13 protein-coding genes are annotated in these 15692 nt (G+C 66.9%); 11 read left to right on the plus strand and 2 right to left on the minus strand.

All coding sequences use genetic code 11. From position 1 onward, the window contains the following. Positions 1 to 270: 270 nt before the first annotated feature. From kduD to AC1D2H_RS00165, 10 genes are all read left to right on the plus strand, one after another. On the plus strand, positions 271 to 1032 hold the full coding sequence (kduD, locus tag AC1D2H_RS00120) for a 2-dehydro-3-deoxy-D-gluconate 5-dehydrogenase KduD (RefSeq protein WP_477932804.1): 762 nt from the start codon (positions 271 to 273) through the stop codon (positions 1030 to 1032). 60 nt (positions 1033 to 1092) lie between these two features. Continuing rightward, the gene (locus AC1D2H_RS00125; protein WP_478009441.1) at positions 1093 to 2253 is read left to right on the plus strand and encodes an oligogalacturonate lyase family protein; all 1161 of its coding nucleotides are present in this window, start codon (positions 1093 to 1095) and stop codon (positions 2251 to 2253) included. After that, positions 2250 to 3341 (plus strand): pectinesterase family protein, encoded by a 1092-nt coding sequence (locus AC1D2H_RS00130; RefSeq protein ID WP_477932808.1) that lies wholly within the window; start codon positions 2250 to 2252, stop codon positions 3339 to 3341. The genes AC1D2H_RS00125 and AC1D2H_RS00130 overlap by 4 nt, the downstream gene beginning before the upstream one ends. Continuing rightward, positions 3338 to 4591 (plus strand): pectate lyase family protein, encoded by a 1254-nt coding sequence (locus tag AC1D2H_RS00135; RefSeq protein ID WP_478009442.1) that lies wholly within the window; start codon positions 3338 to 3340, stop codon positions 4589 to 4591. Before AC1D2H_RS00130 ends, AC1D2H_RS00135 begins: the two co-directional genes overlap by 4 nt. A gap of 53 nt (positions 4592 to 4644) precedes the next feature. Then, on the plus strand, positions 4645 to 5451 hold the full coding sequence (gene kdgR, locus AC1D2H_RS00140; RefSeq protein WP_478009443.1) for a DNA-binding transcriptional regulator KdgR: 807 nt from the start codon (positions 4645 to 4647) through the stop codon (positions 5449 to 5451). Between the two features lie 92 nt (positions 5452 to 5543). Continuing rightward, positions 5544 to 6563 carry an NADP-dependent oxidoreductase gene (locus tag AC1D2H_RS00145; protein WP_478009444.1) on the plus strand — a complete coding sequence of 340 codons (1020 nt, stop codon included), beginning with the start codon at positions 5544 to 5546 and terminating at the stop codon, positions 6561 to 6563. After that, a complete protein-coding gene (locus AC1D2H_RS00150) occupies positions 6563 to 7015 on the plus strand; it encodes a GNAT family N-acetyltransferase (RefSeq protein WP_478009445.1) in 453 nt (150 codons plus the stop codon). Before AC1D2H_RS00145 ends, AC1D2H_RS00150 begins: the two co-directional genes overlap by 1 nt. Next, positions 7012 to 7899: an SDR family oxidoreductase gene (locus AC1D2H_RS00155; protein WP_478009446.1), complete on the plus strand. Its 888-nt coding sequence runs from the start codon at positions 7012 to 7014 to the stop codon at positions 7897 to 7899. The genes AC1D2H_RS00150 and AC1D2H_RS00155 overlap by 4 nt, the downstream gene beginning before the upstream one ends. Before the next feature lie 233 nt (positions 7900 to 8132). Next, the gene (locus AC1D2H_RS00160; RefSeq protein WP_477937666.1) at positions 8133 to 9629 is read left to right on the plus strand and encodes an MFS transporter; all 1497 of its coding nucleotides are present in this window, start codon (positions 8133 to 8135) and stop codon (positions 9627 to 9629) included. Between the two features lie 70 nt (positions 9630 to 9699). Continuing rightward, positions 9700 to 10980 (plus strand): BaiN/RdsA family NAD(P)/FAD-dependent oxidoreductase, encoded by a 1281-nt coding sequence (locus AC1D2H_RS00165; protein ID WP_478009447.1) that lies wholly within the window; start codon positions 9700 to 9702, stop codon positions 10978 to 10980. Here the strand turns inward: AC1D2H_RS00165 and AC1D2H_RS00170 are convergent. Next, positions 10946 to 12112 (minus strand): hypothetical protein, encoded by a 1167-nt coding sequence (locus tag AC1D2H_RS00170; RefSeq protein ID WP_478009448.1) that lies wholly within the window; start codon positions 12110 to 12112, stop codon positions 10946 to 10948. The genes AC1D2H_RS00165 and AC1D2H_RS00170 overlap by 35 nt on opposite strands. Further along, complete coding sequence (locus AC1D2H_RS00175; RefSeq protein ID WP_477937660.1) at positions 12109 to 12972, minus strand: hypothetical protein; 864 nt, start codon at positions 12970 to 12972, stop codon at positions 12109 to 12111. The genes AC1D2H_RS00170 and AC1D2H_RS00175 overlap by 4 nt, the downstream gene beginning before the upstream one ends. A gap of 283 nt (positions 12973 to 13255) precedes the next feature. Here AC1D2H_RS00175 and AC1D2H_RS00180 point away from each other — a divergent pair, with 283 nt between their 5' ends. Then, positions 13256 to 15577, plus strand: coding sequence for a Tex family protein (locus AC1D2H_RS00180; protein WP_478009449.1), 2322 nt, complete (start codon positions 13256 to 13258; stop codon positions 15575 to 15577). Positions 15578 to 15692: the final 115 nt, after the last annotated feature.

The following is a 15692-nucleotide window of genomic DNA, read 5'->3' on the forward strand; positions in this document are numbered from 1 at the left end:
ACGCAAGGCCGTCGCGGCAAGAGGAAAACTGAGCCAGTCGCGCAGCGCCGTCATTGAGGAAACAGAGGCTCTTGACGGGCTGTTAAAGGTCTGTTGTGGACGATGATAGGCGGAACATGCGAAAATCGGAACATCGGTTCACTAATTAGAAACCATGATTCCGCAACACTTGCGCCCTGCCTAAAGTCGTGGCATCGGCAAAAGTGGAACTGCGTTTCAACAAACTGAACCACCCGGCCAAGACCCCGCTCACATCGGAAGCAACGAACCATGGTGCTCAACAACTTCAACCTGGCCGGCAAGACGGCCATCGTCACCGGCTGCAACACGGGCCTGGGTCAGGGCATGGCGCTGGCGCTGGCCGAGGCGGGGGCCGACATCGTCGGCGTCAACGTCTCCGACCCGGACGAGACCAAGGCCGGCGTGGAAAAGCTGGGCCGGCGGTTCCTGGACCTGCGCGCCAACCTGTCCGACGTGTCGGCCATCCCCGACCTCGTCGCCCAGGCCAAGGCCTTCACCGGCGCGGTGCACATCCTGGTCAACAACGCCGGCATCATTCGCCGCGAAGACGCCATCAAGTTCTCCGAGGCGGACTGGGACGACGTCATGGACCTGAACCTGAAGTCGGTGTTCTTCCTGTCCCAGGCCGTGGCCAAGCAATACATGGCCCAGGGCAGCGGCGGCAAGATCATCAACATCGCGTCGATGCTGAGCTTCCAGGGCGGCGTGCGCGTGCCGTCGTACACGGCGAGCAAGAGCGGCGTCATGGGCATCACGCGGCTGATGGCCAACGAGTGGGCCTCGCACGGCATCAACGTGAACGCCATCGCCCCGGGCTATATGGCCACCAACAACACCGCCGCACTGCGTGCCGACGAGCAGCGCAACAGTGCCATCCTGGACCGCATCCCGGCCGGCCGCTGGGGCAAGCCCGATGACCTGGCCGGTCCGGTCGTGTTCCTGGCTTCTCCAGCGTCCGACTATGTGAACGGTTACACCATCGCTGTCGACGGCGGCTGGCTCGCTCGCTGATCCCGCGAGGGCCCCGCCGGCGGTCGCCGCGGGGTTCCAGAATGCGCTGCAGAGGACGCCATGAAAGCCACCGAACGCAAGTTTGAATTCCTCACCCGCGAGGACCCCGACACCGGCGCGCGCGTCACGCGGCTCACGCCGCCGGACGTCACCTGCCACCGCAACTACTTCTATCAGAAGTGCTTCACGAACGACGGCCGCAAGCTGATCTTCGGCGGAGAGTTCGGCCCCAACCCCAGCCCGAACTGGAACTACCACCTGCTCGACCTGGACACGCAGACTGCCATCCAACTCACCGACGGCGTGGGCGAGAACACCTTCGGCGGCTTCCTGAGCCCCGACGACAGGCACCTCTACTTCGTGCGTGACAAGCGCCAGTTCATCCGCCTGGACCTCGCCACCCTGCGGGAGGAAGTCCTCTACATCGTGCCCGACGCCTGGGTGGGCTATGGCACCTGGGTCAGCAACAGCGCCTGCACCAAGATCGTCGGCATCGAGATCGCCGCCGAGGACTGGTTTGCGCTGAACACCTGGCAGAAGTTCAACGAGATGTTCCACAAGCGGCCGCTGTGCCGCCTGTTCAGCGTAGACCTGACCACAGGCAAGCGCACCGTCATCCTGGAGCAGCGCGGCTGGCTGGGCCACCCGCAATACCGCCCCTTCGACGACAACACCGTCGCCTACTGCCACGAAGGCCCGCACGACCTCATCGACGCGCGCATGTGGTTCATCAACGAGGACGGCACGAACCGCCGCTGCGGCAAGGAGCACCTCGACGGCGAAAGCTGCACGCACGAGTTCTGGGTGCCGGACGGCAGCGCCATGATCTACGTCAGCTACAACGAGAAGTCGCCCGAGCGCTGGATCTACAGCCTGGACCCGGTCACGCTGGAGAACAAGCTGTTGACCGCGATGCCGCAGTGCTCGCACCTGATGAGCAACCACGACGGCACGCTGATCGTCGGCGACGGCTGCGGCAAGGCCAGCAGCGGCGACAACGAGATGCTGGCGGGCGACCCCTATCTGCACCTGTTCGACCTGAAGGCCGGCACCACCCGCACCATCGCCCGCCACGACAGCGGCTGGGACGTCTACAAGGACGACCGCCAGGTCACCCACCCCCACCCCAGCTTCACGCCGGACAACAAGCAGGTGCTGTTCAGCTGTGACAAGGAGCGCGCCAGCGGCGTCGAACCGGCCCTCTACCTGGCCGATCTGTGAAGCTCCTGCTCGCGCTCACGCTGGGCCTGCTCACCACGATGAGCCAGGCCCAGCCGCGCCCGCAACTCACGCCCGAACAGGCGGCGGCGCACACGACAGCCGCCTACCTCGGCGACTGGAAGCCAGCGCCGCTGGCCGACCTAGGCGCCACGCCGCCGGACTTCATCGTCAAGCCCGGCGAGTCCGTGCAGGCTGCCATCGACAAGGTGCCGGCTGATGGCGGCAAGCGCTGGGTCATCCACATCCAGCCCGGCAGCTACCGCGGGCCCTTGTGCATCAAGGACAAGGCGCCCATCGCCCTCGTCGGCTCGGCGCTGGATGCCGCCGCCGTCGTGCTGGTCGACAACCGCTTCTCCGGCAAGCCCAAAGGCGAGAACGAGCCCGCCCATCCCTGCTGGCCGGAGATTGGCAAGACCACCATCGGCACCAGCGGCAGCACCAGCATGCTGGTGCAGAGCAACGACGTGCAGCTCATCTCGCTGACCATCGCCAACGACGCGATGGACGGCGTGCGCCGCGGCGAGGCCTACCCACCCGGCGTGGGCGAAAGCGGCGGCGCCCAGGCCGTGGCCCTCACGCTGATGGGCGACCGCATCCAGCTCGACAACGTGCGCCTGCTGGGCCACCAGGACACGCTGTACGCCAAGCGTCGCGCGCCCGAAGCCCCCGCTCGCCAGCTCATCCGCCACAGCCTCATCGCCGGCGACGTGGACTTCATCTTCGGCAACGCCGTGCTCGTCATCGAGCACAGCACCATCCTGACCCGCGCCAATCGCCGCACGCCCGGGCACGGCGGCATCATCCTCGCGCCCAGCACGGCGCCCGACGTGACCCAGGGCTTTCTCGTCACGCACAGCCGCCTCGTCGGCGAGCCCGGCATCGCGCCCGGTGCCACTGCACTAGGCCGCGCCTGGGACGCCGGCGTCAAGGCCGGCACGTGGCAGGCCGGCAGCAGCCCCAACGGCGTGGCTGTCGTGCGCGACAGCGAGATCGGCGCCCATGTCGGTCCCTGGTCGGCCAGCACCTCGCGCCGGCCTTTCGACGCCGCCGGCAACCGCCTGAACGAGTTCAACAACAACCGCCCATGAAGCGCCGCCACGTCCTCGCCCTGAGCGCCCTGCCCATCCTGGGAGGCTGCGCAGCCACTGCACCCGCACCGGTCGAACTGCCGCTGGGTTGGGCCGGCGTCGGCAACACCGTCGGCGGCGCCAAGGCGATTCCCGAGCACATCTTCGACGTGCACGACCGCGCCGGCCTGGATGCGGCTCTGCGCCTGGGCGACAAGCCCAAGATCATCCGTCTGCACAGCTTCATCGACCTCTGCCCCGGTGGTGTCGAGGCCTTCCGCGACCCCGAGTTCAACTTCGACGCCTTCGATCGCGCCTTCGACCCCGCCACCTGGGGCCGCGACGATCCCAAGGGGCCGCTGGAAGACGCCCGCAAGCGCTCCGAGAAACGCCAGGCCGAGGTCTCCGTCGTGCGCCTGCCGTCCAACACGACGCTGCTGGGCGCTGCGCCGGGTGCCGGCTTCCAGCACGGCATGGTGCTGCTGGACAAGGTCAGCAACATCGTCATCCGCGACCTGCGCTTCTCTGACGCCTACGACCACTTCCCCGCCTGGGAGCCGCGCGACAACGGCCACGGCGAGTGGAACTCGGAGTACGACGGCCTGTCCCTGCGCGGTGCCGAGCGCGTCTGGGTGGACCACTGCCACTTCGACGACGGCAACCACCCCGACAAGCTCGAACCCATCCGCCTGGGGCAACGCGTGCAGCATCACGACGGCCTGCTCGACATCACCAACGGCAGCGACCTCGTCACCGTGTCCTGGTGTCGCTTCCAGGCCCATGACAAGACCATGCTGATCGGCAGCAGCGACAGCAAGACCAGCGACGAGGGCAAGCTGCGCGTGACCCTGCACCACAACCATTTCCACGCCTGCAAGGAACGCACGCCGCGCGTACGCTTCGGCCGCGTGCACGTGGTGGCCAACCTGTTCAGCGCCGACCGCGTCGAAGACTTCGGCTACTCCCTGGGCGTCGGCATCCGCTCTCGCCTATACAGCGAGCACAACCGCTGGGAGCTGCCCGCCTCGATTCAAGCCGACAAGCTGATTCGCCGCCTTAAGGGCAGCGCCTTTTTCGATCACGACAGCCGCCTGAACGGCCGGCCCGTGGACATCCTGGCCGCTTGGGCCGCCGCCCACCCTACCGAGACGCTGTCCGCCGACCTCGGCTGGCGCCCCGACGAGTCCTATGACGCAGCGGCGCTGCGCCCGGCCGGGCTCGATCAACTGGTTGAGCAAATCCGCGCTGGCGCCGGGCCGCGTCGAGCCTGAGTCAGAATCCACACCTCCGCACCCTGAAACAAGCGTCCGAAAGAATCAGAACGATGGATGAAGACATTGGTGATTCAAAGCAACCCGAATCGGTTGCCGCGGTGCTCAAGGTGTTTGCCATCCTGAACGCCCTCGGTGAGCGCAGTGACATCGGTATCACCGACCTCTCGGTGCGCCTGGCCATGCCCAAGGCGACGGTCTACCGTTTCCTGCAGACGATGAAGGGCCTGGGCTATGTGCGCCAGGAGGCCGACAGCGAGCGCTATGGCCTGGCCATGCGCATGTTCGAGATTGGCGCCAAGGCCCTGCCCTCGCCCGAGCTCGTCGACCTCGCCAAGCACCATATGCAGATGCTGGCCGACGCCACCGGCGAGACCGTCCACCTGGGCAGCMTCATCGACAGCGAGATCATCTACATCCACAAGGTCGACTCGCGCCACATGCTGGGCATGTATTCGCGCATCGGCCGCCGCGCGCCACTGCATTGCACCGCCATCGGCAAGGTGCTGATGGCCTGGGAACACCCGGAGCGCCGCGACCGCATCCTGGACGGCGCCAGCTTCCAGCGTTTCCGCGACAAGACCATCACCGAGCGCCCGGCCTTCCTGGCCGAGCTGGCGACGGTCAAGGCGCAAGGCTTCGGCGAGGACCGCGAGGAGTTCGACGACCACATCCGCTGCCTGGGTGTACCCATCTTCGACCGCCTGGGCCAGCCCATCGCCGGCATGAGCGTGTCCTTCCCCACCTTCCGCTTCGACGTGGAGAAGGCACCCGAGGTCGTCAAGATGCTGCAGAACGCCAGCAAGGACATCTCCGAGAAGCTGGGTTGCACGGCCTACCCGATCACGATCGGGGCTTGAGTCTGGCGCTCTAGAACGTTGTCGCCCCTGGGACGCAGGGGTCCCTGCCAGGGTGCTTCAATGGCGGCTGTTGTGTGAACAAACAGCCCCCAATGAGCCAAGTCAACCGCCAGATCGTCCTCGCCTCCCGCCCCAAGGGCGAGGTCACACCCGACAACTTCCGCCTCGTCGAAGCGCCGCTCGCCGCGCTGGCCGACGGCCAGGTGCGCGTGCGCAACCACTATCTGAGCCTCGACCCGTATATGCGCGGCCGCATGAACGACAGCAAGAGCTATGCGGCTTCGCAGGCGATTGACGAGGTCATGATCGGCGGCACGGTCGGTGAAGTCGTCGAGTCGAAGAACGCCAACTTTGCCGTCGGCGACAAGGTCGTCGGCATGGGCGGCTGGCAGGAATTCCAGACCGTCGATGCCAGCCAGCGCGGCGTGCTGAACAAGGTCGACACCACCCACATCCCGCTGTCCGCCTACCTCGGCTCCGTCGGCATGCCCGGCGTGACGGCCTGGTATGGCCTGATGAAGATCATCAACGTGAAGGCTGGCGAGACGGTCGTCGTCAGCGCCGCCAGCGGTGCCGTCGGCAGCGTCGTCGGCCAACTCGCCAAGGCGCGTGGCGCCCGCGCGGTCGGCCTGGCCGGCGGTGCGGACAAGTGCCGCTACGTCGTCGAGGAACTGGGCTTTGATGCCTGCATCGACTACAAGCAGCACCCCGATGTGAAGTCGCTGTCCGCCGCGCTGAAGGCCGAGTGCCCGAGCGGCATCGACGGCTATTTCGAGAACGTCGGCGGCATGATCCTGGACGCCGTGCTGCTGCGCGCCAATGCCTTCAGCCGCATCGCCATGTGCGGCATGATTTCCGGCTACAACGGCGAACCCATCCCGCTGACCTATCCGCAGCTCATCCTGACCAACCGCATGAAGGTCGAAGGCTTCATCGTGTCCGAGCACATGGAAGTCTGGCCCGAGGCGCTGAAGGAACTGGGCACGCTGGTCGCCACCGGCAAGCTCAAGTTCCGCGAGTCCGTCGCCGACGGCATTGCCAGCGCGCCCGAGGCCTTCATCGGCCTGCTCAAGGGCAGGAACTTCGGCAAGCAGCTCGTCAAGCTCGTCTGATGCGCTGGACCTGCGTTCCGTTCAAGGACCTGAACGTCGAGCAACTCTATGACGTGCTGGCCCTGCGCTCCGAGGTCTTCGTCGTCGAGCAGAACTGCGTCTTCCTCGACATCGACGGCCTGGACCGCCAGACCTGGCATCTGCTGGGCCAGGGCGACGACGGCCGGCTCAAGGCCTATGCGCGGCTGATCCCGCCCGGCCTGAAGGCGGCCGACGCCCTCATTGGCCGTGTCGTCACGTCGCCCGCGGCGCGCAGCGGTGGCGTCGGCCGCGCGCTGATGGCCCAGGCCCTCGTTGAGTGCGGGCGGCTGTGGCCCGGCCACGCGATCACGCTGCATGCCCAGGCCCATCTGGAGCGCTTCTACGCCAGCTTCGGTTTCACGCCGGTTGGCGAGCAATACATGGAAGACGGCATCGCCCACATAGAAATGCACAAGGAGACAAACACATGAGCAAGCAAACCGCTGTCATCACCGGCGCGGGCTCCGGCTTCGGCCTGGAAACCGCCCGCCTCGCCGCCCAGCGCGGCATGAACCTCGTCCTTGTCGACGTGCAGGCCGATGCGCTCGACAAGGCCGCGTCCGAGTTCAAGGACGTCGAGGTGCTGGCCCGCGTCGTCGACGTCGCCAAGGCCGATCAGATGCAGGCGTTGGCGGACGCGGTGCAGCAGCGCTTTGGCGCGCCCCACTTCGTCTTCAACAACGCCGGCGTCGGCTCGGGCGGCCTGATCTGGGAGAACTCCCTGGCCGACTGGGAATGGGTCATGGGCGTCAACGTGATGGGCGTCGTGCATGGCGTGCGCCTGTTCACGCCCATGATGCTGGCCGCCGCCAAGGCCGACCCGGCCTACTCGGGCCACATCGTCAACACCGCCTCCATGGCCGGCATGCTGAACCCGCCCAATATGGGCGTCTACAACGTGTCCAAGCACGCGGTGGTGTCGCTGTCCGAGACCCTCTACCAGGACCTGTCGCTGGTGACCGACCAGGTCCATGCCTCGGTGCTCTGCCCCTTCTTCGTGCCCACCGGCATCAGCCAGAGCCATCGCAACCGCCCGAGCGAGTTCGCCAGCGCCAAGCCCACCAAGAGCCAGCTGATCTCCCAGGCCCAGACCGACAAGGCCGTGTCCTCGGGCAAGCTGACGGCGGCCGACGTCGCCGCGATGGTGTTCGACGCCATCGATCACAACAAGTTCTACATCTTCAGCCACCCGCAGGCGCTCGCCGGCGTGCAGACGCGTTTGGAAGACGTCATGCTGCTGCGCAACCCCACCGACGCCTTCGCCGACCGGCCCGAGATCGGCGCCGGCCTGCGCGCCAAGCTGCGCGCCGATTGAGCGCGCCCGGCGGGGCCTGACCTTCGCGTCGGTCTCGCCGGCCTCCCTTCGCAGCGACTGCACCTGCACTGAGCCCTGCCGGCCATAGCCGGCAGGGCCGCAGCGCATGGAACAGCGAGAAGCCCAGGGTTGACGGCAGGTCCCAATGCATCCGGAAATGGGATACTCATCTCACGGAACGACAGGTCACAAAAAATGAAACTGCCTTCCGAAAATACCGGGGACAGCAAGTCATGAGCAGAACGATCTCGATGAGGCACACGCTGAGCTATGGCAGTGCCAACCTGCTGGGCAGCGGCGCCCTGGCCATCGCGGCGGCCTGGCTGCTCTATTTCTACACGACCTTCTGCGGACTGACGGTCGTCGAGGCGGCCACGATCTTCTCGGTGGCCAGCATCCTGGACGCCATCAGCAACCCCGTGATGGGGTATATCAGCGACAACTTCTACAACACGCGATTGGGCCGCAGGTTCGGGCGCCGACGATTTTTCATTTTGATCGGCATCCCGGCAGTGCTGCTGTATCCCTTGATGTGGATCGAGGGTTTCGGGTTCTGGTACTACCTGAGCATGTATGCCCTCTTCGAGCTGGTCTACACGATGATCATGGTGCCCTACGAAACCCTGGCGACGGAGATGACCACGGATTTTGCCGTCCGCTCCAAACTCACGGGCTCCAAGGCCATGTTCGGCAAGGGCGCCAACTTCCTGGCTGCCTTCATCCCGGCCCAGCTTTTCCTGGTCTACAGCAAGGAGTCGGCCACGCCCTTCCTGCTGACAGGCATCATCTACGCCCTCATCATGTGCGCCGCCATGGCGGCCCTCTACTTCTCCTCCTGGGAGCGGCCCTTCAACGAGGTGGTGCAGGAACGCGCCGGCAGCCTGGGCAAAGCCCTCAGGAAACTCGCCGTGGACATGCTGTCCACCTTTCATCTGAAGATCTTCCGCAAACACCTCGGCATGTATCTGCTGGGGTTTGGAGCGGAATGGCTGTTCGCTTCGATATTTACCTATTTCATCGTCTTCTGCATGGGTCAGGACAAATCCGTTGTCGGCTACCTGAACAGTTTCAGCTCGGTGATGCAGCTGATATCGACCATGCTGTTCATCGGTCTGTGCATCAAATTCGGTTTTGCACGCCCCTACCGTATCGCCCTGCTCGTCGTTTGCGGCAGCGTGCTGGCCTATGCCGCGCTGTTCTACCTGGGCTGGTCCAAGGAAACCACGGCCATCGCCCTCTTCGCCATCACGGCCGTGTTCGGCCTGGGCACCGGCGGCGTCTACTACATCCCCTGGACGGTCTACACCTTCCTGGCCGACGTCGACGAGGTGCTGACGGGCCGACGGCGTGAAGGCATCTATGCCGGCGCCATGACCTTCGCCGGCAAGATCACCCGCTCAGCCATCGTCTTCGCCATGGGCTGGACATTGGGCCAGTTCGGCTTCCTCTCCGGCCAGGCCAGCCAGCCGGACACCGCGATCAACGCCATCATCGGCATCTTCACCCTGGGCGTGATCGGCCTCGGCCTGGGTGGCATCTACTACACCACCCAGATGAAGCTCGACCGCAAGAACCACGCCGTCCTGCTGGAAGAGATCGCCCGCATCAAGGCCGGTGGCCGCATTGCCGACGCCCCTGCAGAGGCCCGTGCCGTGGCCGAGGAGCTGACAGGCTGGAAATATGAGCAGTGCTGGGGCAACAACGCCCTGGCGGTGCCGGTAGGGGCCTGAGCGCCGCGGATCCTGATGCCGTGAAGGCCCGAGGCGACAGCGCCGCGGGCGCCAGTTCCTAGAATCCGGCATGCATCCCCAAGATCTCAAGGCCGATATCGCCATCATTGGCGGCGGCCCTGCCGGCCTGATGGCCGCCGAAGTGCTGGCCGCAGCCGGCCGCGCTGTCACCGTCTATGACGCCAAGCCCAGCGTCGGCCGCAAATTCCTGTTGGCCGGCAAGGGCGGCCTCAACCTGACCCACTCCGAGCCCTTCGAACCTTTCGTGGGCCGCTTCGGCGCACGCGCTGCCGAGATCGAACCGCTGCTGCGCGCCTTTGATGGCGACGCGCTGCGCGCCTGGGCCGCTGGCCTGGGCATCGAGACATTCGTCGGCACCTCGGGCCGCGTCTTTCCCAAAGACCTGAAGGCCGCGCCGCTGCTGCGCGCCTGGCTGCACCGGCTGCGCGTGGCGGGCGTCAAGTTCGCGATGCGTCATCGCTGGACGGGCTGGGCTGACGATGGCGCGCTGCGCTTCGACACGCCCGACGGTGAACGTCTCGTGGCACCGCAAGCAACCCTGCTTGCGCTGGGCGGCGCCTCGTGGCCGCAGCTCGGCTCCGATGGGGCCTGGGCGCCCTGGCTCGCCGCGCGCGGTGTCGACATCGCTCCCCTCCAAGCCGCCAACTGCGGCTTCGACGTCGGCGCCACGGCAGCCCACGCCACAGGCCCCGGCTGGAGCGAACGCTTTGCCACTGAGTTCGCCGGCCAGCCGATCAAACCCGTCGCGCTCGAGACCGAAGGCTTCGCCAAGCGTCCCGGCGAGTTCGTCATCACGGCCACCGGCATCGAGGGCTCCCTGGTCTACGCCGCCAGCAGCGCGCTGCGCGAACAGATCGCGACCACCGGTTCGGCCACGCTCCACCTCGACCTGCTGCCGCAGCTCACGCCCGAACGTGTGCTCGCCGAAGTCAAGCACCCGCGCGGCAGCCGCTCGCTGTCCTCGCACCTGAAGAGCCGCCTGCACCTGAATCCGCTCAAGCTCGGCCTGCTGCACGAATTGCTGACGCGCGAGCAGATGCTGGACGCCGCCACGCTGGCCGCCGCAATGAAGCATCTGCCGCTGACGCTGCACGCGCCCCGTCCCGTGGCCGAAGCGATCAGCACGGCGGGCGGCGTGCGCTTCGAGGCGCTGGACAACGGCCTGATGCTCAAGTCCCTGCCCGGCGTCTTCGTCGCGGGCGAGATGTTGGACTGGGAAGCGCCGACCGGCGGCTAYCTGCTGACGGCCAGCATCGCCAGCGGCCGCGTGGCGGCGCAAGGCCTCGCGAGTTGGCTCAGTGTTTCCCGAGCTGCGTCTCCAGCTGGCTGACGTCCTTGCCCAGCTCGGCAAGGTAGCGATTGCGCTCCTCGCTCGTCCACTCCGCATCCGAGAAGGCCTTGAGCGCATAGCTGCCGCTCTTGTAGACGACGCCCTCGCGCCGCGGCAGCATCGCGCGGTCCGGGAAGCGGTCCTCCATCAGCAGAAAACCCTGCAGATCGCGCAGCCGCAGCGGCATCGCCGGCGAACCGTCGCGCAGCAGCTTGCCGAAGAGGCGCAGCCGCGCGGTCTGGGCGCCTGCCCCCAGCTCCTCGTTGAAGCTGACCAGCGCAAAAGGCTGGCCCTTGGCGTCGTCGACACGTGCGTTGACGACGTAGCGGCCCGCCTGCTTGACGTTGAGCCCGACCACAAAGTCCAGTGAGCCGTCGGCCACGCGGTCGCTGATGGCGCCCCATTCGGCCGGCACCCCCGGCTGGTAGACGACGTCGAAGTTGACAACGCCCTGGCGGCCGTCCTGGCTCAGCATGACCTGCAGGCGCAGCGTGCCGGCGAAGTCGGCGAATGCCGTCTGCGAGGGCTGGAACTGGGCGCTGTAGACGCCCTCGCTGCCAGTGAAGCCCAGCGCCAGCTGCGGCCGGCCGGCCGCCTGGCGCGGGTCTGGCAGGTCGAAGGCGACGGCGCGGGTGATCAGCAAGGGCAGCGTCCTGCCCGCATCGTCCTGCGCGCTGACGCTGACCTTGACGACTTCCTCGCCACTCATGAAGACGCGGTCCTGGGTCGTCAGGATGCGCACACCCGGCACCGCCCCCTTGGCGCCGGGGAAGCGCAGCGGCAGGCTCTCGCGAATGGGCGCGAAGGGGTGGAGCTGGTCGGGGTGCTGATCGATAGGCCGCGACTCGTGCGGGTAGCGGGTCTGCTCACGGTAGGTGGCCAGCGTCAGCTTGGCGCGCTCCAGCCGCTGCAGCAGTTCATCGCGCTGCGACATGCGCTCGCGCAGCGCGGCTTCCGTGAACGGCGAGCCTGGCGGACGAGATGCACCTGTCGATGCGGCCGGGGCGGGCAGCGCCAGATGGCTGCGCGCCACGGCGGCCCGGGCCTCGGGCACGGCCGCTCCACGCGGCCAGACCCACCAGGCGATGAGGCCGGCCAGCGCAGCGCCGGCCAGCCAGAACCCCGGCTTCACTTGGCGTAGTTCACCATGTCGGCCCGCACCAGGCCGACCGTGCCCTGCCAGTTGCCGTTGGTGTAGTGGTTGTAGGCCTCGGCGTCGTCACGGAAGACGACCGTGTGGTTGCTCCATTTCGCCGCGCCACCCTCGGCCGGCGCGGTGCCCAGCGTCAGGTCGTTGCAGAACCAGTCGCTCGGGTTGCAGTAGCTGCCGCCGCCGCTGCCCGAGATGCCGCCCGCCGAGTGGTAGGCGATGGCCTCATCGTCCTGGCCCGGCAGCACGCCGGAATACAGCGTGCCCTTGGCGCCGGCCCACAGATAGAACATCTTGCTGCGGGTGTTGTTGTGGTCGTACATGGCGCGGGCCGTGCCGGTCTTCAGGTCCGACACCAGCGGTTCGGACAGGGCCCAGTCGCCGGCGTTGGCCAGTTCGCTGCCACCCGCGGCGCCCGCGGCCACGTCCACCCATTTGATGTTCCAGCCGGTCTGCGTCGTGCCATCGCTGTTGGCGCAGGAGCCGTCGCCGCCGGGCGTCGCGTTCTTCTTGTAGCGCGACGAGCCGCCATACATGGCCAGCGTGTAGCCGATCTGCAGGTTGCCGGCGCTGTGCACGGCGATGTAGCACCAGTTGCTGCCGGTGCAATAGCAGTCCAGCGCGTTGCGGATCAGGTAGTTCTTGTCCGAGACATGGCTGTAGCCGTCCCAGTTGACGGCTTTCTTGTTGACGCCGGCGGCCGTGCCGGCCGGGCCCCAATAGGTGAAGTCGGCGTAGTTGCCGGCCACGCCGCCGCCGGTGCGACCATTGATCCACAGCGAGTAGTTGGTCGCGAAAACCGTTGAGGCGGTCCCGGCCGCAAGGGCGATACCGAGAACCATCAGAAACCGGCGAGAAAAAAACTTCCGCATCCTTGTCTCCTGTCTTTGTTTGTCTGTCGGTACTGCGCCGGCGACTGTAGGGAGGGGTCCGGTCTGGCAAACCCTCGGTAACCCGAAGAAATCGCGCCCAGGGCTACAGATGGCAGTGACAGGAAAATGAGACTTGACGCGGCGTGCGTCCACAGGCTGCACGGCCTGAGAGACGCGCAGCGGCTCGTCGAACTCTTCACTAAAACCCCTGTGGGAAAATCGAAGGCTTTTCGCCCGCATTCCCGAGCCCGTTTTGGACAACAAGCTGATCGTTTCCCAGATTGCCGCCGAGCTGAAGGTGAGGCCCGCCCAGGTGCAGGCCGCCGTCGACCTGCTGGACGGCGGGGCCACCGTGCCCTTCATCGCCCGCTACCGCAAGGAGGCCACCGACGGCCTCGACGACATCCAGCTGCGCGAGCTGGATGCGCGCCTGGCCTACCTGCGCGAGCTGGCCGAGCGCCGCGAAGCGGTGCTCAAGAGCATCGCCGAGCAGGGCAAGCTGACGCCCGAGCTCGAAGCCGCCATCCGCACCGCACCGACCAAGCAGGAGCTGGAAGACCTCTACCTGCCCTACAAGGTCAAGCGCCGCACCAAGGGGCTGATCGCCCGCGAGGCCGGGCTGGAGCCGCTGGCGGACCAGCTGTTCGCCGACCCGGCGCTGGAGCCGCTGGCCGAGGCCGCCAAGTTCATCAATGCCGAGGCGGGTTTCGCCGACGCCCATGCGGTGCTGGACGGCGTGCGCGACCTGCTGGCCGAGCGCTGGGCCGAGGACGCCGTGCTGGTGGGCAAGCTGCGCGAATGGCTGTGGGACGTGGGCCTGTTCCAGTCCAAGATCATGGACGGCAAGAGCCCGGACACGCCCGACCACGCCAAGTTCCGCGACTACTTCGACTACGCCGAGACCATCAAGACGGTGCCCTCGCACCGGGCCCTCGCCGTCTTCCGCGGCCGCACGCAGGAGCTGCTGGACGCCAAGCTGGTGCTGGACGAGGAAGTCGTCGCCGGCCAGCCCACGCTCGCCGAGGGCCGCATCGCCTCGCATCTCGGCTGGCGCCACGCCAACCGCCCGGGCGACGCGCTGATCCGCAAGACCGTGGGCTGGACCTGGAAGGTCAAGCTGTCGCTGAGCCTGGAGCGCGACCTGTTCGCCCGCCTGCGCGAGGCGGCGGAGGCCACCGCCATCAAGGTCTTCGCCGAGAACCTGCGCGACCTGCTGCTGGCCGCGCCCGCCGGCAAGCGCGTCGTCATGGGCCTGGACCCGGGCATCCGTACCGGCGTGAAGGTCGCCGTCGTCTCCGACACCGGCCGCGTGCTGGACACGTCCACTGTCTACCCGCACGAGCCGCGCCGCGACTGGGATGGCTCGTTGCATACGCTGGCCAAGCTGTGCGCCATGCACGGCGTCAACCTGATCGCCATCGGCAACGGCACGGCCAGCCGCGAGACCGACAAGCTGGCCGGCGAGCTGATCAAGAAGCTGCAGGCGCTGGACGCCAGCGTGCAGATCGAGCGCGTCGTCGTCAGCGAAGCCGGCGCCTCGGTCTATTCGGCGTCCGAGTTCGCTTCCAAGGAGCTGCCCGACCTGGACGTGTCGCTGCGCGGCGCCGTGTCTATTGCCCGCCGCCTGCAGGACCCGCTGGCCGAACTGGTCAAGATCGACCCCAAGAGCATCGGCGTCGGCCAATACCAGCACGACGTCAACCAGAGCGAGATGGCCCGCGCGCTGGACGCAGTCGTCGAAGACTGCGTGAACAAGGTGGGTGTGGACCTGAACACCGCCTCGCAGGCGCTGCTGGCGCGTGTCTCGGGTCTGTCGGCATCAGTGGCCAGCAGCATCGTGCGCTGGCGCGATGCCAACGGTGCGTTCCGGAACCGCCAGCAGTTGCTCGACGTCAGCGGCCTCGGCCCCAAGACCTTCGAGCAGTCGGCCGGCTTCCTGCGCATCCGCGGCGGCGACAACCCGCTGGACTTCAGCGGCGTCCACCCCGAAACCTACCCGTTGGTGGAGAAAGCGCTGACCCAGCTCAAGCGCACCGCCGCCGACATCGTCGGTCGCAGCGAGGTGCTGCGCACCCTCAAGCCTGAACTGCTGGCCGACGAGAAGTTCGGCCTCATCACCGTCAAGGATGTGCTGGCCGAACTGGAAAAGCCCGGCCGCGACCCGCGCCCGGACTTCAAGGTGGCCCGCTTCAACGACGGCGTCGAGGACGTCAAGGACCTGCAGCCCGGCATGCTGCTGGAAGGCACGGTCAGCAACGTCGCGCAGTTCGGCGCATTTGTCGACCTGGGCGTGCATCAGGATGGGCTGATCCACGTCAGCCAGTTGGCCAACAAATTCGTCAGCGACGCCCGCGAGGTGGTCAAGACCGGTGACATCGTCAAGGTCAAGGTGCTGGAGGTCGACCTGGCGCGCCAGCGCATTTCGCTCACGATGAAGCTCGATTCGCAGGCCCCGCGTGGGCCCAAGACCGACAACAATTTCCGCCCTGCTGCCCGCAACGAGCGCGGCCCGCGCGATGCCCAGACCAGCGGCGGCAATGCCATGGCGGCCGCGTTCGCCAAGCTCAAGCGCTGACCCGGGCTGACCTTCGTCATTGACACATCACGCCGTCATCATGGCGGCCCGCACCACGGGCCGTCGATTGACGCCCCTGAAACCGCAACTGGTCGCAGCGGCGCTGCGCCACGAC

It is taken from the genome of Roseateles sp. P1_C1_2, from assembly GCF_056406535.1.

Excerpts from the sequence above, each read along its gene's own strand:
- kduD (WP_477932804.1), top strand. The coding sequence starts at position 271 with ATGGTGCTCAACAACTTCAACCTGGCCGGCAAGACGGCCATCGTCACC.
- AC1D2H_RS00125 (WP_478009441.1), top strand. The coding sequence starts at position 1,093 with ATGAAAGCCACCGAACGCAAGTTTGAATTCCTCACCCGCGAGGACCCC.
- AC1D2H_RS00135 (WP_478009442.1), top strand. The coding sequence starts at position 3,338 with ATGAAGCGCCGCCACGTCCTCGCCCTGAGCGCCCTGCCCATCCTGGGA.
- AC1D2H_RS00145 (WP_478009444.1), top strand. The coding sequence starts at position 5,544 with ATGAGCCAAGTCAACCGCCAGATCGTCCTCGCCTCCCGCCCCAAGGGC.
- AC1D2H_RS00150 (WP_478009445.1), top strand. The coding sequence starts at position 6,563 with ATGCGCTGGACCTGCGTTCCGTTCAAGGACCTGAACGTCGAGCAACTC.
- AC1D2H_RS00155 (WP_478009446.1), top strand. The coding sequence starts at position 7,012 with ATGAGCAAGCAAACCGCTGTCATCACCGGCGCGGGCTCCGGCTTCGGC.
- AC1D2H_RS00160 (WP_477937666.1), top strand. The coding sequence starts at position 8,133 with ATGAGCAGAACGATCTCGATGAGGCACACGCTGAGCTATGGCAGTGCC.
- AC1D2H_RS00175 (WP_477937660.1), bottom strand. The coding sequence starts at position 12,972 with ATGGTTCTCGGTATCGCCCTTGCGGCCGGGACCGCCTCAACGGTTTTC.